Source organism: Mesorhizobium sp. M1329 (assembly GCF_040318035.1).
GTDB lineage: Bacteria > Pseudomonadota > Alphaproteobacteria > Rhizobiales > Rhizobiaceae > Mesorhizobium.
The window spans coordinates 1-19,429 of the sequence record NZ_JAMYLN010000009.1 but is presented as its reverse complement, the minus strand read 5'-3'; the positions used below and the strand labels follow the sequence as shown (position 1 = coordinate 19,429).

Annotated in this window: 19 protein-coding genes and 1 pseudogene; 14 read left to right on the top strand and 6 right to left on the bottom strand. The window is 61.8% G+C overall.

Annotation, left to right across the window (positions count from 1 at the left end; genetic code table 11):
* Positions 1–162 precede the first annotated feature (162 nt).
* The 4 genes from NKH21_RS11295 to NKH21_RS11280 all read left to right on the top strand — a co-directional run bounded on the left by NKH21_RS11295 (position 163) and on the right by NKH21_RS11280 (position 3,643).
* The gene (locus tag NKH21_RS11295; protein WP_352666584.1) at positions 163–1,566 is read left to right on the top strand and encodes an L-serine ammonia-lyase; all 1,404 of its coding nucleotides are present in this window, start codon (positions 163–165) and stop codon (positions 1,564–1,566) included.
* An 84-nt stretch (positions 1,567–1,650) separates the two neighbouring features.
* Entirely contained in the window at positions 1,651–2,088 is a 438-nt protein-coding gene (locus NKH21_RS11290) for a DUF1489 family protein (protein WP_352666586.1), read from the top strand.
* 125 nt (positions 2,089–2,213) lie between these two features.
* Complete coding sequence (locus NKH21_RS11285) at positions 2,214–2,945, top strand: vWA domain-containing protein (RefSeq protein WP_352666587.1); 732 nt, start codon at positions 2,214–2,216, stop codon at positions 2,943–2,945.
* Positions 2,945–3,643 carry a DnaJ domain-containing protein gene (locus NKH21_RS11280; RefSeq protein ID WP_352491541.1) on the top strand — a complete coding sequence of 233 codons (699 nt, stop codon included), beginning with the start codon at positions 2,945–2,947 and terminating at the stop codon, positions 3,641–3,643. The genes NKH21_RS11285 and NKH21_RS11280 overlap by 1 nt, the downstream gene beginning before the upstream one ends.
* Before the next feature lie 48 nt (positions 3,644–3,691).
* On the opposite strand, the gene NKH21_RS11275 is transcribed toward NKH21_RS11280, so the two are convergent.
* The gene (locus tag NKH21_RS11275; protein WP_352666590.1) at positions 3,692–5,080 is read right to left on the bottom strand and encodes an SPOR domain-containing protein; all 1,389 of its coding nucleotides are present in this window, start codon (positions 5,078–5,080) and stop codon (positions 3,692–3,694) included.
* A gap of 299 nt (positions 5,081–5,379) precedes the next feature.
* Here NKH21_RS11275 and NKH21_RS11270 point away from each other — a divergent pair, with 299 nt between their 5' ends.
* The 3 genes from NKH21_RS11270 (at position 5,380) to clpA (ending at position 8,785) form a co-directional block, all read left to right on the top strand.
* Positions 5,380–5,709 carry a phasin family protein gene (locus tag NKH21_RS11270; protein WP_352666591.1) on the top strand — a complete coding sequence of 110 codons (330 nt, stop codon included), beginning with the start codon at positions 5,380–5,382 and terminating at the stop codon, positions 5,707–5,709.
* 274 nt (positions 5,710–5,983) lie between these two features.
* Positions 5,984–6,310 (top strand): ATP-dependent Clp protease adapter ClpS, encoded by a 327-nt coding sequence (clpS, locus tag NKH21_RS11265; protein ID WP_023717744.1) that lies wholly within the window; start codon positions 5,984–5,986, stop codon positions 6,308–6,310.
* Positions 6,311–6,316: 6 nt separating this feature from the next.
* Positions 6,317–8,785: an ATP-dependent Clp protease ATP-binding subunit ClpA gene (gene clpA, locus NKH21_RS11260; protein WP_023674922.1), complete on the top strand. Its 2,469-nt coding sequence runs from the start codon at positions 6,317–6,319 to the stop codon at positions 8,783–8,785.
* Positions 8,786–8,880: 95 nt separating this feature from the next.
* Here clpA and NKH21_RS11255 read toward each other — a convergent pair whose 3' ends face one another.
* The 4 genes from NKH21_RS11255 to NKH21_RS11240 form a co-directional block, all read right to left on the bottom strand.
* Positions 8,881–9,312 (bottom strand): HIT family protein, encoded by a 432-nt coding sequence (locus NKH21_RS11255; protein WP_352666592.1) that lies wholly within the window; start codon positions 9,310–9,312, stop codon positions 8,881–8,883.
* A gap of 118 nt (positions 9,313–9,430) precedes the next feature.
* Positions 9,431–10,645, bottom strand: a complete 1,215-nt coding sequence (locus NKH21_RS11250) for a GNAT family N-acetyltransferase (RefSeq protein ID WP_352666594.1) — start codon at positions 10,643–10,645, stop codon at positions 9,431–9,433.
* Between the two features lie 40 nt (positions 10,646–10,685).
* A complete protein-coding gene (locus NKH21_RS11245) occupies positions 10,686–11,414 on the bottom strand; it encodes a glycerophosphodiester phosphodiesterase (protein ID WP_352666596.1) in 729 nt (242 codons plus the stop codon).
* A gap of 14 nt (positions 11,415–11,428) precedes the next feature.
* Positions 11,429–11,893, bottom strand: coding sequence for a RidA family protein (locus NKH21_RS11240; protein WP_352448812.1), 465 nt, complete (start codon positions 11,891–11,893; stop codon positions 11,429–11,431).
* Positions 11,894–12,031: 138 nt separating this feature from the next.
* Between NKH21_RS11240 and NKH21_RS11235 the strand changes: the two genes are divergently transcribed.
* The 5 genes from NKH21_RS11235 (at position 12,032) to tsf (ending at position 16,659) form a co-directional block, all read left to right on the top strand.
* Complete coding sequence (locus NKH21_RS11235) at positions 12,032–12,859, top strand: cell envelope integrity EipB family protein (RefSeq protein WP_352666597.1); 828 nt, start codon at positions 12,032–12,034, stop codon at positions 12,857–12,859.
* A 135-nt stretch (positions 12,860–12,994) separates the two neighbouring features.
* Positions 12,995–14,293 carry a lysophospholipid acyltransferase family protein gene (locus NKH21_RS11230; protein ID WP_352666599.1) on the top strand — a complete coding sequence of 433 codons (1,299 nt, stop codon included), beginning with the start codon at positions 12,995–12,997 and terminating at the stop codon, positions 14,291–14,293.
* Between the two features lie 43 nt (positions 14,294–14,336).
* Positions 14,337–14,615: a DUF4031 domain-containing protein gene (locus NKH21_RS11225; protein ID WP_352666601.1), complete on the top strand. Its 279-nt coding sequence runs from the start codon at positions 14,337–14,339 to the stop codon at positions 14,613–14,615.
* A gap of 204 nt (positions 14,616–14,819) precedes the next feature.
* Positions 14,820–15,617: a 30S ribosomal protein S2 gene (gene rpsB, locus NKH21_RS11220; RefSeq protein ID WP_031211288.1), complete on the top strand. Its 798-nt coding sequence runs from the start codon at positions 14,820–14,822 to the stop codon at positions 15,615–15,617.
* Positions 15,618–15,735: 118 nt separating this feature from the next.
* Complete coding sequence (tsf, locus tag NKH21_RS11215; RefSeq protein ID WP_352864960.1) at positions 15,736–16,659, top strand: translation elongation factor Ts; 924 nt, start codon at positions 15,736–15,738, stop codon at positions 16,657–16,659.
* A gap of 1 nt (position 16,660) precedes the next feature.
* Here tsf and NKH21_RS11210 read toward each other — a convergent pair whose 3' ends face one another.
* Positions 16,661–17,599, bottom strand: a complete 939-nt coding sequence (locus NKH21_RS11210; RefSeq protein WP_352666605.1) for a LysR family transcriptional regulator — start codon at positions 17,597–17,599, stop codon at positions 16,661–16,663.
* 114 nt (positions 17,600–17,713) lie between these two features.
* On the opposite strand from NKH21_RS11210, the gene NKH21_RS11205 reads away from it, so the two are divergent.
* Together NKH21_RS11205 and NKH21_RS11200 are read left to right on the top strand one after the other, a co-directional pair.
* On the top strand, positions 17,714–18,142 hold the full coding sequence (locus NKH21_RS11205) for a nuclear transport factor 2 family protein (RefSeq protein ID WP_352666607.1): 429 nt from the start codon (positions 17,714–17,716) through the stop codon (positions 18,140–18,142).
* Positions 18,143–18,196: 54 nt separating this feature from the next.
* Positions 18,197–19,301 (top strand): annotated as a pseudogene (locus tag NKH21_RS11200) (aldo/keto reductase).
* Positions 19,302–19,429 lie beyond the last annotated feature (128 nt).

Below are 19,429 nucleotides of genomic sequence, written 5' to 3'. Positions count from 1 at the left end.
TTTACCACAGGCGGCGCTAACGCTTCGATGGCCTAAGCTGGAATGTCGCTGCCGGAGCAAACAAGGTCGGCAGGCGCAGCGCCGCGGTCCTTAAAACAGCGGAAAACATCATGGGAATTCCTATATGTAGACCTCAACAGGGTCCCAGGAGAAAACGCCCACGTGTTCCTTTCGGTTTTCGACTTGTTCAAGATCGGCATTGGCCCATCGAGTTCGCACACGATGGGGCCGATGACGGCTGCGCGGCGGTTTCTCGACGAGATTGCGGGAGACGACTGGCCGCGCCCGGCCGGCGCCAAGGTCGACCGGATCGCGGCCAGCCTGCATGGCTCGCTCGCCTATACCGGCATCGGCCATGGCTCCGATCGTGCCGTGGTGCTCGGCCTCGCCGGCCAGACGCCGCAGACGGTGGATCCCGACCAGGCGGACGGCATCGTCGCTCGCATCGCCGCCGAGAAGCGGATTTCGCCGCCCGGCCATCCGTCCTATCGTTTCGACCCGGCAACGGATCTTGTGCTGGATCGCAAGACGCCGCTGCCGGGTCACGCCAACGGCATGGCCTTCTCTGCCTATGATGCCGGTGACCGGTTGCTGCTGAGGCGCGTCTATTATTCGATCGGCGGCGGCTTCGTAGTGTCCGAGGAAGAACTGCAGCGGATGAAAGCAAGGGGCTCGGCGACAACCGAAGGCAAGAAGGTTCCGTATCCGTTCAAGAATGCCGTCGAAATGCTATCGATGGCAGCAAAAAGCGGGCTTTCCATTGCCGAGATGAAGCGCGTCAACGAGGAGACGCAGATGTCGCGCGGGGAGCTCGACGCCGGCCTCGACGGCATCTGGAGCGCCATGAAGGGCTGCATCGAGCGCGGCCTGTCGCAAGACGGCATCATGCCGGGCGGACTGAAGGTGCGCCGCCGCGCCCGGATGCTGCACGACAAGCTGCAGGAGCAATGGCAGCAGAACCGGCCCAACCCGCTGCTCGCCAACGACTGGCTGTCGATCTATGCGATGGCGGTCAATGAGGAGAATGCCGCCGGCGGACGTGTCGTCACCGCGCCAACCAATGGGGCGGCCGGCACCCTGCCCGCAGTGCTGCGCTACTGGTTGCATTTTCATCCCGAAGCCGACCAGCCCAGCATCCGCGATTTCCTGCTGACGGCGGCGGCCGTGGGCGGCATCATCAAAACCAATGCTTCGATCTCGGGGGCGGAAGTCGGCTGCCAGGGCGAGGTCGGTTCGGCTTCGGCAATGGCTGCGGCGGGATTGTGCGCCGTCATGGGCGGCACGCCCGAGCAGGTCGAGAACGCTGCCGAGATCGCGCTGGAACATCATCTCGGCATGACCTGCGATCCGGTCGGCGGCCTGGTGCAGGTGCCGTGTATCGAGCGCAACGCGCTTGGCGCCGTCAAGGCGGTGACCGCCGCTTCGCTGGCCATCAAGGGCGACGGCGTTCATTTCGTGCCGCTCGATGCCGCGATCGAGACGATGCGCCAGACCGGCCTCGACATGAACGAAAAGTACAAGGAAACCAGCCTTGGCGGATTGGCCGTCAATGTCGTGGAGTGCTGAGCGCCATTCTGGGGGCCGGACCACCACTGTGGAGAAGTCGATCAGGCCGTTGACGCGTTCGCGTGCTGGACTAAACCTTAAACGATGTCTCTCAATCTCATAAAGCTTTGCGTCGGCTGTGACAGCGTCGAGGATCTGGAGGAGTGGATCGCCTTCCGTCTCGACGAGCGGCGCCGCGCCGGCGAACCGGCCGAGCACTATCACACCACCCGCATGGTGCCGACACGCGGCGCCGAGATTACCGACGGCGGCTCGCTCTACTGGGTGATCAAGGGCAATGTCCAATGCCGCCAGCTGATCACCGAAATCCGGCCCTTCACCGATGACAAGGGCATCGGCCGTTGCCATCTGATCCTCGATCCCGAGGTCGTGCGAACTGACTGGCAACCGCGCCGTGCATTCCAGGGGTGGCGCTACCTGAAGCAGGCGGACGCGCCGGCCGATCTCGGCAAGGGCAAAGCCGGGCTGATCGAGATGCCGCCGAAGCTCAGGCGTGAGCTTGCCGATCTCGGCCTACTCTGACGCCAAGAAACGCAGCGCCAAGACCACCAGCCGAAGCGCTTGTCCGCAGTTGCCATCATCACCGGTCCTCCAGGTCGCCTCATCTGGGCTTGCAAGCCGGGGAACAACGCCACATCTTGAATGTCATGAGCGACAAGAAGCAGTCCGTGCCTGCAAAGGCCAATCCTGCGCCGGTCGAGTCTCAATCGAGCACCGGCGAAATCGACGCGTTTCTCCGTCAGGCAAGGACGCTCGCTGCATCCGCCACCGGTTCAGGCAGGCTGATCCTGTCCCTTGACGCGACGATGAGCCGCCAGCCGACCTGGGATCTCGCCTGTGCGCTGCAGGCCGAGATGTTCGACGCCGTCGGCAAGGCCGGGGCGCTCAAGGTTCAACTTGTCTATTTTCGCGGCCTTGGCGAGTGCCGCTCCTCCGCATTCGTCACCGATACCGAAGCTCTGAAACAGCTGATGACGCGCATCGACTGCCGCAGCGGCCATACCCAGATCGGCAAGGTGCTCGCCCATGCGCTGAAACAGACGGCGGCGGCCAAGGTCAACGCGCTGGTCTATATCGGCGACGCGATGGAAGAAAACATAGATGATCTGGCCGAAAAGGCCGGCAGCCTCGGTCTGCACGGAGTTCCTGTCTTCGTCTTTCAGGAAGGTCATGATGCCGCTGCGGAAAAGGCGTTCAAGGAAATTGCGCGGCTGTCGAAAGGGGCCTGGTTCCGGTTCGATCGACGGGCTGCCGCAACCTTGGCCGGCCTGCTGTCGTCCGTCGCCGTGTTTGCGACCGGCGGGCTGAAAGCACTGGAGGCCCGGGGCAGGCCGGAGGACCGGCTGATGATCGAGCATATGCGGGGCGGCGGAAACTGATGGGCGCAATTATCGCTTTTGTAGCATTGCTTCTAGTGCTTCTCGGCACGCTCACCATCTTCCTGCGCGCCGATCCGGCGAAGCTTGCAGGCGGCATGAGAACGCTTGGACCTGTGCTGCTCGGGCTGGTCGGCGTCGCCGTGCTGCTGGTCGGGCGCGAGGGCATCGGCGGCTTGATCCTGTCGGCTGCGCTCGCCTGGTACGGCTCCATGCGCATGAATCGGCCGGCAGCCAAACTGGCACCAGGCAAGCGTTCGACAGTTCGTACCGCGGCGCTTGAGATGGAACTCGATCACGATACCGGCGGCCTCGAAGGCCTTGTGCTGGCCGGGCGCCATGAGGGCAAGATGCTTGGCTCGATGGGGCTTGCCGAATTGCAGCAACTCTATCGCGAACTCTCCGGCGATCCGGAGAGCCGCCAATTGCTAGAGACGTATCTTGACGGCAGATTTCCCATCTGGCGCAAAGACGCTGATGCGAATGGTGGCGAAGGGCTGGGTGTTGCGCCAGGTTCTGGCGCCATGACTAAGGAGGAGGCCTACAAGATCCTTGGTCTTGAAGCGGGGGCTGCCGCGGCGGATGTCCGCAAGGCGCACCGCCGCCTGATGCAGCGCCTGCACCCCGATATCGGTGGCACGTCTTTCCTGGCGGCGCGGATCAATGAAGCCAAGGACGTCTTGCTCTCCAATCACAACTAGTCTCCTTCGACGCAGAACTTTCGGGAAAGATATCGTTTCGGGCGCCGCTTACTGCTGGACGGCGTAACACTCGATCTTCTTCTTTTTCAAAGCGTTGCAGGCCTTCCAGGCAGCGGTCTTCGAACCGAAACCACCGAACCGGGCGCGGTAGTAGGTGACGCCGTCCTTGTCGAAGGCGACGGTGAAACCGGAGGCATCGGCCAGAACGGAGGGCGCCTGCTTCGTCGCCTTGTCGAGGAAAGCCTTCGCTTCGGCCTGTTTTGGCGAAGAGGCGACCTGTATTGCCCAGCCGGATGGCACCGATGCCGTGCTGACCGGATCGACCTCTGGCGCCGGTTCGGCATAGGCTGCGGCGACCCGGGCTGTCGCCACATCGTCCACTGTCGCCACGGCCGTCGTCTTGACCCTCTTGGCCTGAACGACCGGAGTGGTTTCTTCAACGACGGGCGCATTTTCCTCGACAAGGGAGGCAACGGCATCGTCGTCCGGCTTACTGTCCGGTGTCGGAGCGTCATGCTTCGGTAAAAGCACCTTGGCCAAGGCTGAAATCGGATTGCCCCCGCTAGCCTTGGCAATCAGCACGCCGCCGCCGCGCGACGACGCCTTCGGCATGTAGTCATTGATCAACCCGGCCATCTGGCTGTCGCGGCTGCCGCCGGACCTGCCGCCCATGACCACCGCTACGATGCGCCGATCGCCATCTGAGACCGAGGAGACCAGATTGTAACCGGAGGCGCGGGTGTATCCGGTCTTGATGCCGTCGACGCCCTTGATGCGTCCGAGCAGCCGGTTGTGGCCGTTGATGCGCTGCCGCCCGTAAAGAAAGGAGCGCTGCGAGAAATAGCCGTAATATTGCGGAAAATGCTCTCTCAGGGCGATGCCGAGCATCGCCATGTCGCGCGCGGTCGTGAACTGGCCGGGATCAGGCAAGCCGTTGGCGTTGCGAAAAACGGTTCCCCTCATGCCCAGAGCGCGCGCCTTGGCGGTCATCATGCGGGCGAAATTGGCTTCATTGCCGCCGAGCATCTCGCCAAGCGCCGTTGCAGAATCGTTTGCCGATTTGGTCACCATCGACAGGATCGCGGTCTCGACCGTGACCGAGCCGCCCCGCTTGACGCCGAGCTTCGTCGGCGGTTCGGCAGCGGCATTGGCCGAGAACACGACCGGGGAATTCTTGCTGATCCTGCCCTTCGCCAACGCCTCGAACGTCAGATAGAGCGTCATCATCTTGGTAAGCGATGCCGGATAGCGCCGGCCATCGGCGTCCGACGAATAAAGCACCTTGCCGGTCTTGGCATCGATGACGATGGCTGCCGACTTGGCCGCCATGGATGAAGCCGCATCCGCGACGACGAAGCTCATCGCCATAGCGAGGATCATGATCGTTTTGAGGGGGGACGCGGATTTGGAAACGAAGCCCGACAACGCCTTACGCACTGATAGTTCCTTTGAATTTCCGTTGCCTTGGAGGCGGCAAAGGGTCCTGCCTCACCTCCGGCCACGCTAACGCGGGCAGCGTTACCAATCCGTTTATGGTAACCGCCGCGTTCACCATTTTCTGCGGGATTGAGCTTCTCTTTATTCGAATCTTAGCGATTACCGGCAGCTCACGATGCGTATTGCCGCGGGAATCTTGACTTTTGTGCACTGCACAATATATTTACACGCATTGCACAACGCGGCCCGGACAAGGCGCGTCTATCGTCCAAAGGCAACCGTTCAAGGGAATGCGTGAAATGACCCAGACCTATGAAGATTTCAGCAAATACGGCAAGGAATTTGCGGACACCGGATTGAAGAGCTTCGCCTCGCTGTCCAAGGGTGCGCAGGCTATCGCCGCCGAGGCGGGCGAGTACACCAAGAAAAGCTTCGAAGCCGGTAGCGCCGCTGTCGAGAAGCTCTTTTCCGCCAAGTCGCTGGACAAGGCGATCGAGATCCAGTCCGACTATGCCAAGCAGTCCTATGAGAGCTTCGTCAGCGAGGCCACCAAGCTTAGCGATCTCTATGCCGAACTCGCCAAGGAAGCCTACAAGCCGTTCGAATCGATCGTCGCCAAGGCGAAGTAAATTCGACGAACGTTCCGAGCCGGCCCTTGGGCTTGCGAAGACAGACCCGGTCGCGAACGCGCGGCCGGGTTTTTTCATGCCAGCTCGAAATTGAGGGCCTGCGGTCTTCACGATTTGAAAAATCGGTCAAGTTTGGCCACCTAGCCATATTGTCAGCTAAACAGAAGGGCTTAAAATCGTCCATCGAACACCTACATGTCGAGCATGCATGAGGATTCGAAAGAGGCAGGACTACGTGACTACAGGTTTGACTGCCACGAGCTACGTGGTGCGAATGCAGAACGGCAGCAACGGCAATGAGGCCGGTCGCGGCACGGCCGTCATCACGCGCACAAAAACCAAGACCAAGAAGCCCAGTCTGTACCGGGTCCTCATTCTTAACGACGACTACACACCCATGGAATTCGTGGTCCACGTGCTGGAGCGCTTTTTCCAGAAGGACCGCGAAGCCGCCACACGCATAATGCTTCATGTTCACAATCATGGGGTGGGCGAGTGCGGGGTCTATACATTCGAGGTGGCCGAGACCAAAGTGTCTCAGGTCATGGATTTCGCCCGACAGAATCAGCATCCGCTGCAATGCGTGATGGAGAAGAAGTGAGGTAACATGCCGGCTTTCTCCCAAGGCCTGGAAAAGGCGCTTCACCAAGCGCTGACGCTCGCCAATGAGCGGCACCATGAATATGCAACCCTTGAACATTTGCTGCTCGCCCTGATCGATGACACCGAGGCGGCCGCCGTCATGCGTGCCTGCAACGTCGATCTCGACGAGTTGAAGCATACGGTCCTCACCTATATCGACACCGAACTCGACAACCTCGTCACCGGCTACGATGAAGATTCCAAGCCGACCGCCGGTTTCCAGCGCGTCATCCAGCGCGCGGTGATCCATGTGCAGTCGTCAGGCCGCGAGGAGGTGTCCGGCGCCAACGTGCTCGTCGCCATCTTCGCTGAGCGTGAGAGCCACGCCGCGTACTTCCTGCAGGAACAGCAGATGACCCGCTACGACGCGGTCAACTATATCTCGCATGGCATTGCCAAGCGCCCCGGCGCTTCCGAGACGCGGACGCCGCGCGGCGCCGACGATGAGCAAGGCAGCCAGAGCGGGGCCGAGCCGCAAGAGGAAGGCGGCAAGAAGAAGCAGCAGCAGGACGCGCTGACTGCCTATTGCGTCAACCTGAACAACAAGGCCAAGGCCGGCAAGATCGATCCATTGATCGGTCGCGAGAGCGAGATCAACCGGACCATCCAGGTGCTGTGCCGCCGCTCCAAGAACAACCCGCTCTATGTCGGTGATCCCGGCGTCGGCAAGACGGCGATCGCCGAGGGCCTCGCCAAGCGCATCGTCGAGGGCGACGTTCCCGAAGTGCTGCACAATGCCACCATCTTCGCGCTCGACATGGGCACGCTGCTGGCCGGCACCCGTTATCGCGGCGATTTCGAGGAGCGGCTCAAGCAGGTCGTCAAGGAGCTCGAGGATTATCCCGGCGCCGTGCTGTTCATCGACGAAATCCACACCGTGATCGGGGCAGGGGCCACCTCCGGCGGCGCCATGGATGCATCGAATCTGTTGAAACCCGCACTGTCGTCAGGCGCCATCCGCTGCATCGGCTCTACCACCTACAAGGAGTTCCGCCAGTTCTTCGAGAAGGACCGCGCGCTGGTGCGGCGCTTCCAGAAGATCGACGTCAACGAGCCGACGGTCGAGGACGCCATCGAGATCATGAAGGGCCTAAAACCCTATTTCGAGGAGTTCCACAAGGTCCGCTACACGAGCGAGGCGATCAAGGCTTCGGTCGAGCTCTCGGCACGTTACATCAACGACCGCAAGCTGCCGGACAAGGCGATCGACGTGATCGACGAGACCGGCGCCTCGCAGATGCTGGTGCCGGAAGCCAAGCGCAAGAAGACCATCGGCATCAAGGAGATCGAAGCGACGATCGCCACCATGGCACGCATCCCCCCGAAGACGGTTTCCGCCGACGACGAGAAGGTGCTGCAAGGCCTCGACATCGAGTTGAAGCGCGTCGTTTACGGCCAGGACACCGCGATCACAGCGCTGACCTCGGCCATCAAGCTGGCGCGGGCCGGCCTGCGCGAACCGGAAAAGCCGATCGGCTCGTACCTGTTCTCGGGCCCGACCGGTGTCGGCAAGACGGAAGTGGCCAAGCAGCTCGCCGCCTCGCTCGGCGTGGAACTGATCCGCTTCGACATGTCGGAATATATGGAACGCCACACCGTTTCGCGGCTGATCGGCGCGCCTCCCGGCTATGTCGGCTTCGACCAGGGCGGGCTTCTGACCGACGGCGTCGACCAGCATCCGCATTGCGTGCTGTTGCTGGACGAAGTCGAGAAGGCGCATCCGGACCTGTTCAACATCCTGTTGCAGGTCATGGACCACGGCAAGCTGACCGACCATAACGGCAAGCAGATCGACTTCCGCAATGTCATCCTGATCATGACCACCAATGCGGGCGCATCCGATGCGCAGCGCGCAGCCATTGGGTTCGGTTCGACCAAGCGCGAAGGCGACGATGTCGAGGCGATCAACCGGCTGTTCACGCCGGAGTTCCGCAACCGTCTCGATGCGATTATTCCGTTCGGCTCGCTGCCGGTGCCGGTCATCCATCAGGTGGTGCAGAAGTTCGTCATGCAGCTGGAAGCGCAGCTTTCCGAGCGTGGCGTGACCTTCGACTTGTCGCAGGATGCAATCGCATGGCTGGCCGACAAAGGCTACGACGAGCGCATGGGCGCCAGGCCGCTTGGCCGTGTCATCCAGGAGCACATCAAGAAGCCGCTGGCCGACGAGGTCCTGTTCGGCAAGCTCAAGAAGGGCGGCACGGTGCGTGTCACCGTCGAGAAGAAGGAAACCGGCGAGACCGGCCTGAAGCTCGAATCGCTCGCCGACGAGGCGCCGGTGAAGCCGAAGAAGGAAGAGCCGGACGACGTGCCGAAGGCCAAGAAGGCCGTGGCGAAGAAGCCCGCCGCGAAAAAGGCGGTGGCGCAGAAGCCGGAGCCGAAAGGCAAGGATGGCGGCAAGCGCAGCCTTGTGCCGCAACTGCCGCGCAAGAACTGACGAACCAGCCAGTAAAAAAGCCCCGGAAACGGGGCTTTTTTTTATGACACCTTCCGGTTATGCACCCGGCGCCCGCCGGAGCGGTTTGCGCCGGTTCAGCTTGCCAGCGCCATCCGTATCTTGCCGGCGTTCTCGGCCAGGACTTCAGGCTTTTCCATCTGTCCGCTGTGCGGCTTCAAGGGAATGCCCTCGAAGCGCGGAATGACATGGACATGGAGGTGGAAAACGGTCTGCCCCGAGGCTGGTTCATTGAACTGCATAACCGTGACGCCATCGGCATCGAAGGCCTTCTTTACGGCCCGCGCAACTTTCTGGACGTGAGCGAAGAGCGGGCCAAGCACCGCCGGATCCGCGTCGAGCAGGTTGCGTGACGGGGCTTTCGGCACCACCAGCGTGTGACCCTGTCCTTGCGGCATCACATCCATGAAGACCATGACCGCGTCATCCTCGTAGACGCGGTGCGAAGGAATTTCTCCGCGCAGGATTTTTGCGAAGATGTTGCTGCTGTCGTAGGTTGCTTCGGCCATGGCGCGCTCCGGTTCTTGGCTCGCTGTCTCGTGTAGCGAAGCTGTTCCGGGCGGGCAAGACGATCGGTCGACATCGGCCGTGCCGGCCCGCTCGGCTGAGCGATTGGGGCTCGCTACTCTACTCCGCCATGTCCTTGCGGAACGGAGTGTGCTCTTCCAGATATTCGCTCATCCGCTCGACTTCGCGCCGCTCGCGCTGGAGGTAGTCGGCCACTGCATTGCGCAGACCTGGATGGGCGATGTAGTGCGCCGAATGCATTGTCACGGGCCGGTAGCCGCGCGCCAGCTTGTGCTCGCCCTGCGCACCGGCTTCAACCACCTTCAGCTTGCGCGAGATGGCGAAATCGATTGCCTGATGGTAGCAGACTTCGAAATGCAGGAATGGGTGGTCTTCGATGCAGCCCCAGTTGCGGCCGTAGAGCGCGTCTGAGCCGATGAAGTTGATGGCGCCGGCAATGTAGCGCCCGTTGCGTTTGGCCATGACCAGCAGGATGTCGTCGGCCATGCGCTCGCCGATCAGCGAGAAGAAAGCGCGGTTGAGGTAGGGCCGGCCCCATTTCCTGCTGCCGGTATCCATGTAGAACGCGAAAAAGTCGTCCCAGGCCTTTTCGGTCAGATCCTTGCCGGTCAGCCAGTCGATCGAGATGCCGTCGGCGAGCGCCTCGCGCCGCTCTTTCTTCATTGCCTTGCGCTTGCGCGAGGCTAACGTCGCGAGAAAATCGTCGTAGCTCGAAAAGCCTTCGTTGAAGAAGTGAAACTGCTGGTCGGTACGATGCAGGAAGCCGGACGCTGCCAATATCCGGACGTCGTCTTCCGGCGCGAAAGTAACATGCGCGGAAGACACGCCCAGCTTATCCGTCACCGCCTTCAGGCCGGCCGCAAGCCCGGCCTTGACGGTAGGGCTGTCCTCGCCCTTGCCGACGAGCAGGCGAGGGCCGGTGACGGGTGTGAACGGCACCGCGCATTGCAGCTTCGGGTAGTAGCGCCCGCCGGCGCGCTCGAATGCGTCCGACCAGCCATGGTCGAATACATATTCGCCCTGGCTGTGCGACTTCAGATAGCAGGGGACCGCCCCGAGCAGCTTGCCTCGGGCGGTTTCCAGCCTGAGGTGATGGCCTTGCCAGCCGGTGCGCCGAACAGCGCAGCCCGAATCTTCCAGCGCGCTCAAAAAAGCGAATGAAACAAGCGGATTGTAGCCGTTTTCTGCATCACCGCGTGTAGTGCCGCCGAGGCTGTCCCATTCAGCGCTGGTAAAGGCGCCGATACCCGCGGCGATGCGGATCGACAGTTCCGCATTCGCCGTTTGTCTTTCGCAGTCGTCCCCTTGATCCATGAGGCTTACTTAAGCTCGCTGCGGACCCATACAAGCCCGCTCAGGCAAGCCGTACCAGATCGGGCTCGAATCCTTCGAACGTCATCTGGTCGGCATATTTGAAGGTCAGATCGACGGCAGGCTGGTCGTGCACGGTCCAGGTGATCACCGGCATGCCGAGTCTTTCTCGCACGAAGGAGACGAACCGGTTCGGCAGGTCGCCGGCGGCGTAGGAGGTAAAGGCGATGTCATGCGCCAGCATGGCGAAATGCGCCTCGATCAGGTGGTTGTCGTTGCCGTAGGCGGTCAACCCGCCGGGTATGCCGGGTGCATGTTTCGCGAACTCGCGGATCAGCCAATGGTCGAACGACATGATCGCGGTCCTGCCCTTGTAATGTTTGAGCATCTTGCCGACGCTTTCGACCAGGCCTTCGTCGTGCCCGGCAGCGCCTTTCAGCTCGATAACCATCGGCACACGGCCGTCGACCAGATCAAGCGCCTGCTGTAGCGTCGGCAAATGGTCAGCGGTGCCGCCGACCGTCAGCGCCGTGATCTCGGCAGCGGTACGCTGCCAGACGAAGCCGTCCTTGCCGGTCAGCCGCCGCAGATCGCCATCGTGGATAATGACGGGGACGCCGTCGGATGACAGGTGCACGTCGCACTCGATCGCATAGCCGCGCTCGGCCGCCGCGGCGAAGGCGGAAAGCGTGTTCTCCCAGCGCGTCTTGTTCATGTCGTGGAGGCCGCGATGGGCGACGGGCCGGGCAGTCAGCCAGGAAAGATCGGTCATGGTCTCAGTCCCGGTCATTCGACTTCGAAGATCGCTTCGATTTCCACTGCGGCATTAAGCGGCAGGGAGGCGGTGCCGACGGCGGAGCGTGCGTGCTTGCCGCGATCGCCGAGCACGGCGGCGAGAAAATCCGAGGCGCCGTTGGCAACCAGATGCTGTTCGACAAAATCCGGTGCCGAGGCGACGAAGACGGTGATCTTCACCAAGCGACGGATTTTCTCGAGATCGCCAAGTGCCGCCTGGGCCTGCGCCAATATGTTGATCGCACAGTATTTTGCGGCTTCCTTGCCGGTCGCGGTGTCGACATCGCGGCCAAGCAGTCCGCTCGCCTGGAGCTTGCCCTCCTTGAGCGGCAACTGCCCGGCGGTGAACAGCAGATTGCCGGTCCGGCAATAGGGCACGTAATTGGCGGCGGGCGCGGCGGCGGCCGGCAGCGTCACGCCGAGATCGCTTAGCCGCTTTTCGATTGTTTCGCTCATGCTATTTCCCTATTGCTTGAAGGTGCCGCGCAGGCCGGGCCGAAATTGCTATTTTTGCCTCGCTTCCGCCACGACTTTTTTTAAGCTGGACCATCTTTCCATGCGGCCTGCCATTAGCCGCGATGATCGGAGCACCCCATGCGCGCAACGCGCCTCGCATTCAACGCCGTTCTCTTGACAGCGGCTTCCTGGGCGGCTCCCGCTTTTGCGGTGCCTGCGCTGCAGGCGCATCGTGCTGTTTACGACATTTCACTCGACAAGGCCTCAGACCGTTCCGGCATTACCGGCATCACCGGCCGGATGGTCTACGAGTTCAACGGCTCGCCTTGCGAGGGCTATACGGTAAAGTTCCGTTTGGTGACCCAGATCGTAACCAGCGACAACACCAGGCTGACCGACCAGCAGATGACCACCTTCGAGGATGCCGAGGGCAAGACCTTCTCCTTCGTGAACAAATCCTTTGTCGACCAGAACCTCGACAAGGAGGTCAAGGGTACCGCGACGAAGGAAGCCAACGGTCTCAAGGTCGATATCGACAAGCCCGAGAAGAGCAGCCTGGAACTTGCGCCGACCCAGTTCCCGACCCAGCAAATGGTCGAAATGATCGGCAAGGCGGAAAAGGGCGAGCGTTTCTACGAAACCAACCTGTTCGACGGCTCTGAGGATGCCAACAAGGTGGTAACCACCACCGTTGTCGTCGGCAAGCAAGCCGATGCCGACAACACCGATCCGGAAGCGCCGGCGCTGGCCAAGCTCGCCACCGACAAATACTGGCCGGTCGACATCGCCTACTTCGATGATGCCGACAAAGGCGGCGAGGAGGTGCCGGAATACCGGATCAGCTTCAAGCTGCACAAGAACGGCATCACGCGCGATCTCGTCATGGACTATGGCGAGTTCTCGATGACCGGCAAACTGGTCAATCTGTCACTATTCGATCAGCCAAAGACCTGCCCGTCGAAATAGGCTCGAACCACCGACAAGCCGCCGGCCGCTATCCGGGATAGTAGCGCTTGATCTTGTGGGGCATGTCGCATCGACTTGAGCATGCCGCAATTGCCAATCAACGTTTTACGACGGTAAGCGCCGCGGGGGAGCAGGTTGAGCAGGATCGACGTTTTTGTGGCGCCGCGGCCCAATGCGACGCTGATCAAGGCCATGACATTCGTCAACCGGATTGTCATGCTGCACGGCATTCCGGGGCTTCGCGACCTGTTGCCATTCAACCGCCTGGCCGGTTTGCGCGGCGTCGCCAATGTCCGTCACATCGATTTTCCGGAGGATGACCGGCAAAGGCTGAAGGCTTGTTGCGGTGCGGGCAAGGCGACGTTCATCACACCCAACCATCCCGAATTCTTTACCGACTGGATGATCGACAAGGAGGTCGTGTCGCGGGTAAGCCCACTGGCGGCATCCTGGGCCACGCACGGCGTCGTCAATGGGCTTGGCCGGCTGATGCAGAAATTCTGGTTGGCCAACAATCTGATCGCGCAAATCCCCGGCAACAGCGCGGCCGCCAAGGAACATTCGGTGGCCTGGGCGCTGAAAGGGCACGGCGTGCTGCTGCATCCCGAAGGCGGTGTCGGCTGGCATGCCAACATCATTGCCCCGCTGCTGCCAGGCGCGGTCGAGATGGGGTTCGAGGCGCTGAAGCGCGGCCGCCTGACGGATCCGGATTTCAAGGTTTGGATCGCGCCCGTGATCTGGAAGCTCGCTTTCACGGGGAATGTCGAGGCGGCGCTGGCAAAGGAATGTGCCTATGTCGAGCACAGCCTGAAGATCGAACGCCGTGCCGCCAATACGCTGCCGGAGCGCGTCCATCATATCTACGCGACGCTGCTATCGCGCGAAGAGGCTGCAAATGGCCTGCGATCAGATGAGCGGGCTTCGTATGACGCACGTCAGAAGGACCTGCTGACCGAACTAGGCCGTCGCCTTGCCGAACTTGTTTCGCTCGACGCCGGCACGCTCGACAATGCCGACCTTTTGCGCCGTTCGCGGCGCTGGCTGCGAGAAAACACAGACGGCACCGGACGGCAGAAGCAGGTCCGAATGCTGGCGGATACAATCCAGCGCCTGCAGCGTGTCGGGTCGTGGGCTTCAGCCAATCCGCGCATCACGCAGGAGGAGATCGCCGAACATTTGAAGCGAATCCGCAACGATTATTGCAAGGGTACGCTGCGCGATACGATCAACCGTTTCGTGCCGCAGCCGGCAGGCCCGCGCCGCGCTCATATCCGTGTACCGGAGCCGCTAGGCTTGCACGCCTATCAAGGCTCCGTCGAGGAGGCACTCGCCGAACTGCACGATCGGATGCAGGAGACCGTCACCAGGACGATGACGCAACTCGAGGCCGGCGGCGGGTTCATTTTCTATGCCAATCCCTTCTATCATCGTTAGCGGTGTGTTGGTCGGCGCAAGATGAAGGAGTGCGGCAAGCCTCATGGCGGTCTATGTCGATGCGGCGATCTGGAAATGGGTCGGCCACCGCTGGTGTCATCTGCTGGCAGACGACACCGACGAGCTGCATCGCTTTGCTGGGCAGCTCGGCATCAAGCGCTCGTCCTACCAAGGGCCGCCGAAGACATCGGCACCGCATTATGACATAACCGGGCTCGAGCGCGACCGCGCAGTGCGGTTAGGCGCCATCGAATGCAGCCGCGAGGAGATCGTCGCCGTTTTCCGGCGTGTGCGCGTGCCGAAGGCGAAGATGCGGCGATGACACCGGTGCGCTGATCGCCGCACGCTGAGCCGCAACACGCCACAACGCTTGCGTTTGTCGCGCTTCCCCTCTATATGCGCGCTCATTCCACACACGGACTTTGGTGTCTGCCCGGGAGAAATCCGGCTGAAACCTCCGGTGGCGTTCGAGGACAAAGTCCAAAAATGCCTGTGTCCGTGGAGGCTAACCGGAAAGGAAATAAGAATGGCTCTGCCTGATTTCAGCATGCGCCAGCTATTGGAAGCTGGCATTCACTTCGGCCACCAGACCCACCGCTGGAACCCGAAAATGGCGCCCTATATCTACGGCGCCCGCAACAACATCCACATCATCGACCTCTCGCAGACGGTGCCTTTGCTGCACCAGGCGCTGAAGCAGGTTTCCGACACTGTTGCCAAGGGCGGCCGCGTGCTGTTCGTCGGCACCAAGCGCCAGGCCTCCGACATCGTCGCCGATGCCGCGCAGCGCTCGGCCCAGTACTATGTCAACTCGCGCTGGCTCGGCGGTATGCTGACAAACTGGAAGACGATCTCGAATTCCATCCAGCGCCTGCGCAAGCTCGACGAAATGCTGGCCGGCGAGGCTCAGGGCCTGACCAAGAAGGAGCGCCTCAACCTCGACCGCGAGCGTGAGAAGCTCGACAAGGCGCTGGGCGGCATCAAGGATATGGGTTCGACGCCCGATTTGATGTTCGTGATCGACACCAACAAGGAAGCGATCGCGATTCTCGAGGCCAAGCGTCTCGGCATCCCGGTCGTTGCCATCATCGATTCCAACTGCGACCCGGACAAGATCGACTTCCCGATCCCCGGCAACGACGACGCGGCCCGCGCCATCCAGCTGTATTGCGATCTGATCGCGAAGGCAGCTATCGACGGCATCGCCCGTCAGCAGGGCGCGCTCGGTGTCGATATCGGCGCATCGGTCGAGGCTCCGGTCGAGCCGGCGCTCGATCAGACCCCGGCCGCCGAGAGCCCGGCAGCCCAGACGCCGGAAGCATAGTAGCGAAGGCCGGCTGCGGCCTTCATCTTTCCAATATGTTGGCGCGGTAAGCGCTACCGCACCAGGCGCATCATCGAAAATCGATGGTGCGTCGGTGCATTTAGACAAAGAGGCAACAATGAGCATTTCGGCTGCACAGGTCAAAGAACTCCGCGACTTGACCGGCGCGGGCATGATGGACTGCAAGGCGGCGTTGAACGAAACCAACGGCAACATGGAAGAAGCCATCGACTGGCTGCGCAAGAAGGGCATTTCCAAGGCCGACAAGAAGGCTGGCCGTACCGCTGCCGAAGGCCTGATCGGCGTCGATTCCGGCGTCCGCGAGGCAGCGATCGTCGAGGTCAATTCCGAGACGGACTTCGTTGCGCGCAATGCTGCGTTCCAGGAGATCGTCGCCAATGTCGCGAAGGTCGCGCTTGCCTATGGCGGCAAGACCGAGGCCGTTGCCGCCGCTCCCTATCCGGGCTCGGGCAAGTCGGTCGACGAGACCATCAAGGACGCTGTCGGCACCATCGGCGAGAATCTGGGCTTCCGCCGCTCGGCCAAGCTCACCGTCGAGCACGGCGCTGTCGCAACCTACGTTCACAATGCGGTCGCCGACGGCCTTGGCAAGCTCGGCGTGCTGGTGGCCATCGAGACGACAGGCAACGCGCATGCCGCCAACGCCTTCGCCCGTCAGGTTGCCATGCATGTCGCTGCCACCAATCCGATGGCCTTGACCACCGAACAGCTCGATCCGGCCGCGGTGGAACGCGAGAAGGCGATCTTCGCCGACCAGGCGCGCCAGTCCGGCAAGCCGGAAGCGATCATCGAGAAGATGGTCGAGGGCCGTTTGCGCAAGTTCTACGAAGAGGTCGTGCTGCTCAAGCAGGCTTTCGTGCTCAATCCCGACATTACCGTCGAGAAGGCGCTGAAGGATGCCGAAAGCGAGATCGGCGCGCCAGCCAAAATCGCTGCCTATCTGCGCTTCGCGCTCGGTGAGGGCATCGAGAAGGAAGAGACCGATTTCGCGGCGGAAGTCGCGGCAGCGGTCAAGAAGTAAACTATTCCTTTAAAAGGTTTTTTCGGCCGGGTGTCCGCGAGGATGCCCGGCCGATTTCTTGCGCGGTGTCGATAAAGGCGCGGAGTTTCGGGGCCATCGCGGCGCGGCGCGGGAAATAGAGGAACAGTCCCGGCTCCTCGATCGATGCCTCGCCAAGGACTTCGACCAGCCGGCCTGCCTCGATGTCGGGCTTGACAAGCGGCTCGAACAGATAGGCGAGGCCGATGCCGGCAAGCGCCATTTCCCTTGCCGACAGTGGATCGCTGACGACCACGCTGCCGCGTGTCTCGACGCTGATATCCTTGCCCTGATCGGACAGATCCCAGCGATAGAGCGCACGTGATCGCAACAGCCGATAGCCGATGCAGTTGCAGGTGGACAGATCCGCAATTGTTCGCGGCTTTCCGTGGCGGCCGACATAAGCCGGAGAGGCGACAATGGTCGTCCGGAACGGCTGAGTCAGCCGCACCGTCACCATATCCTCGGCGATCATCTCGCCCAGCCGGATGCCAGCGTCGAAACCCTCGCCGACGATATCGCTCAGACGTTCGTCGGTGACGATCTCCACCGTCACGTCAGGGTAACGTTCCGCCATCACCGTCAGGATGGGCGTCAGCGCCAGAGGCAGCGCCAAACGCGGCGCGTTGATCCTGAGCAGTCCGCTTGCCCGGCCTTTGACAGAGCGGATACGTTCGATCCGGTCGGCAATGTCCTCCAGTGCCGGCTCCGCCGCAGCGACAAGCGCGGTGCCAGCCTCGGTCAGCGAGACGCTGCGCGTGGTGCGGGCAAACAACGGCTGGCCGATCCGCTCCTCCACCAGCCGAACCGCATGGCTGACCGCTGACGGGCTCATGCCGAGCTCGGCGGCTGCCGGCGCGAAGCCGGCACGCCGCGCGACGGCAACGATTATAGGTAGGTGGCTAAGCAGATCGCGATCCATTCATGCATGATATCGCATAGTGCATGCGGATAATGCAATCTTATCGGTGGGGAAAGGAGGGCGCATCTTTGGCTGCATCACACGGCAATCGCCGAGCAGCCAAGGAGATGTCCAATGACCGACCCCGATTCCGAACGAACCCGTAATCTCGAGACCGTGCGTAAATTCTTTGATCTGATGCACCGCAAGGACATTGAGGCATGGGGCAACCTTTGGGCTGAAGACGGCCGAATCCTTATCTTCTACCCGCCGGCAGGATTTGGAAACAGCATCGATGGCAAGGCCGCGATCCTGGCGGCCTTCCGAGGCCTCTTCGGCAATTTCGAATCTTTCGATTCGCAGCTGACAGCCATCTATCCGGCAGTAGATTCGGACGCGATCGTCGTTGAGTACAAGAACCGCGCGGTGCTGATCGGCGGCACTGAATACACCAACAGCAATATCGCGATTTTCCGCTTCAAGAGCGGTCTGATCAGCGCCTACCACGATTATTTCGATCCGCGCCGGTTCCAGGTGGTGGTCGATGCGCTGGCCAAGGCCTGACTGCGTATCCCAGGCAAGACCTCAATCCCGCTTTTCAAACTTCAGGAGAAATCCATGACCATGTCCTACTACACGCTCGGCAACAGCGGGCTGCGTGTCACCCGCCTGGCGCTCGGCACCATGACGTTCGGCACGGAATGGGGCTGGGGCGCGGAGAAGGAAACCGCGCGCGCCTTGGTTGATGCCTATGTCGAAGCCGGTGGCAATTTCTTCGACACCGCCGATCTCTATACCGGTGGCACGGCCGAAACGTGGCTCGGCGAATTCATCGCCGAGCGTGGGCTGCGCGACAAGGCGGTGATCAGTACCAAATTCACCTACAACGCCGAACCGGGCAATCCGAACGCCGGCGGCAACGGCCGCAAGAACATCCTGCGAGCGGTAGACGGTTCGCTAAAGCGGCTCGGCACCGACTACATCGACCTCTACATCCTCCATACCTGGGACAGGCTGACACCACCGGAGGAGGTGATGCGGACGCTGGACGATCTGGTGCGCGCCGGAAAGATCCGGCATGTCGGTCTGTCCGACGTGCCGGCCTGGTACGCAAGCCGGGCGCAGGCGGTCGCCGAGCAGCGCGGCTATGAACCGGTTTCGGCGCTTCAGCTCGAATATTCGCTGGCCGAGCGCAACATCGAGCACGAGTTCGTGCCGTTCGGCACGCGCTATGGCGCCGGAATCATGGTCTGGAGTCCATTGGCCAGCGGCCTGCTCAGCGGAAAATACCGTTTCGATACAATCGTCAAGGATGGTGGCCGGCTGGAGACAATGCGTGGTTCGACCAATCCCGGTTTCCAGAAATTCACCGATCGCAACTGGCAAATCGTGGCCGAACTGGAGACGGTTGCCGGCCAGCTCGGCCGCAGCATGGCCCAGGTCGCCCTGAACTGGACGGCAAACAGGCCAGGCATTGCGTCCGTCATCGTCGGCGCCACCAGGCTTGACCAGCTCAAGGACAATCTCAGCGCGCTTGATTTCGACATTCCCGAAGATCTTCGGGCACGGCTCGATGAGGTGAGCCGGCCGGTCACGCCCTTTCCGTATTCGTTCTTCGGCCCTGAAACAAGGCGGCCTGACCGGTGGACAGGCGGTGGGCGGTAAGCCGGCAAGTTATCTGCCGGACCTGTTCATGCAAGGCACTTTTGCCGGCGTGAGCTGACGGCTATCCCGGTCGACGATCTCAACTTTCCGGCTCGGGGGGGGGGGGGGGGCGGGGGGGGCCGGGGGGGGGGGGGGGCGGGGGGGGGGGGGGGGGGGGGGGGGGGGGGGGGGGGGGGGGGGGGGGGG

Excerpts from the sequence above, each read along its gene's own strand:
- NKH21_RS11205 (WP_352666607.1), top strand. The coding sequence starts at position 17,714 with ATGACCGACCCCGATTCCGAACGAACCCGTAATCTCGAGACCGTGCGT.
- NKH21_RS11235 (WP_352666597.1), top strand. The coding sequence starts at position 12,032 with ATGCGCGCAACGCGCCTCGCATTCAACGCCGTTCTCTTGACAGCGGCT.
- NKH21_RS11255 (WP_352666592.1), bottom strand. The coding sequence starts at position 9,312 with ATGGCCGAAGCAACCTACGACAGCAGCAACATCTTCGCAAAAATCCTG.
- NKH21_RS11280 (WP_352491541.1), top strand. The coding sequence starts at position 2,945 with ATGGGCGCAATTATCGCTTTTGTAGCATTGCTTCTAGTGCTTCTCGGC.
- clpS (WP_023717744.1), top strand. The coding sequence starts at position 5,984 with ATGCAGAACGGCAGCAACGGCAATGAGGCCGGTCGCGGCACGGCCGTC.
- clpA (WP_023674922.1), top strand. The coding sequence starts at position 6,317 with ATGCCGGCTTTCTCCCAAGGCCTGGAAAAGGCGCTTCACCAAGCGCTG.
- NKH21_RS11270 (WP_352666591.1), top strand. The coding sequence starts at position 5,380 with ATGACCCAGACCTATGAAGATTTCAGCAAATACGGCAAGGAATTTGCG.
- tsf (WP_352864960.1), top strand. The coding sequence starts at position 15,736 with ATGAGCATTTCGGCTGCACAGGTCAAAGAACTCCGCGACTTGACCGGC.
- NKH21_RS11245 (WP_352666596.1), bottom strand. The coding sequence starts at position 11,414 with ATGACCGATCTTTCCTGGCTGACTGCCCGGCCCGTCGCCCATCGCGGC.
- NKH21_RS11250 (WP_352666594.1), bottom strand. The coding sequence starts at position 10,645 with ATGGATCAAGGGGACGACTGCGAAAGACAAACGGCGAATGCGGAACTG.
- NKH21_RS11285 (WP_352666587.1), top strand. The coding sequence starts at position 2,214 with ATGAGCGACAAGAAGCAGTCCGTGCCTGCAAAGGCCAATCCTGCGCCG.
- NKH21_RS11225 (WP_352666601.1), top strand. The coding sequence starts at position 14,337 with ATGGCGGTCTATGTCGATGCGGCGATCTGGAAATGGGTCGGCCACCGC.
- NKH21_RS11240 (WP_352448812.1), bottom strand. The coding sequence starts at position 11,893 with ATGAGCGAAACAATCGAAAAGCGGCTAAGCGATCTCGGCGTGACGCTG.
- rpsB (WP_031211288.1), top strand. The coding sequence starts at position 14,820 with ATGGCTCTGCCTGATTTCAGCATGCGCCAGCTATTGGAAGCTGGCATT.
- NKH21_RS11290 (WP_352666586.1), top strand. The coding sequence starts at position 1,651 with ATGTCTCTCAATCTCATAAAGCTTTGCGTCGGCTGTGACAGCGTCGAG.
- NKH21_RS11210 (WP_352666605.1), bottom strand. The coding sequence starts at position 17,599 with ATGGATCGCGATCTGCTTAGCCACCTACCTATAATCGTTGCCGTCGCG.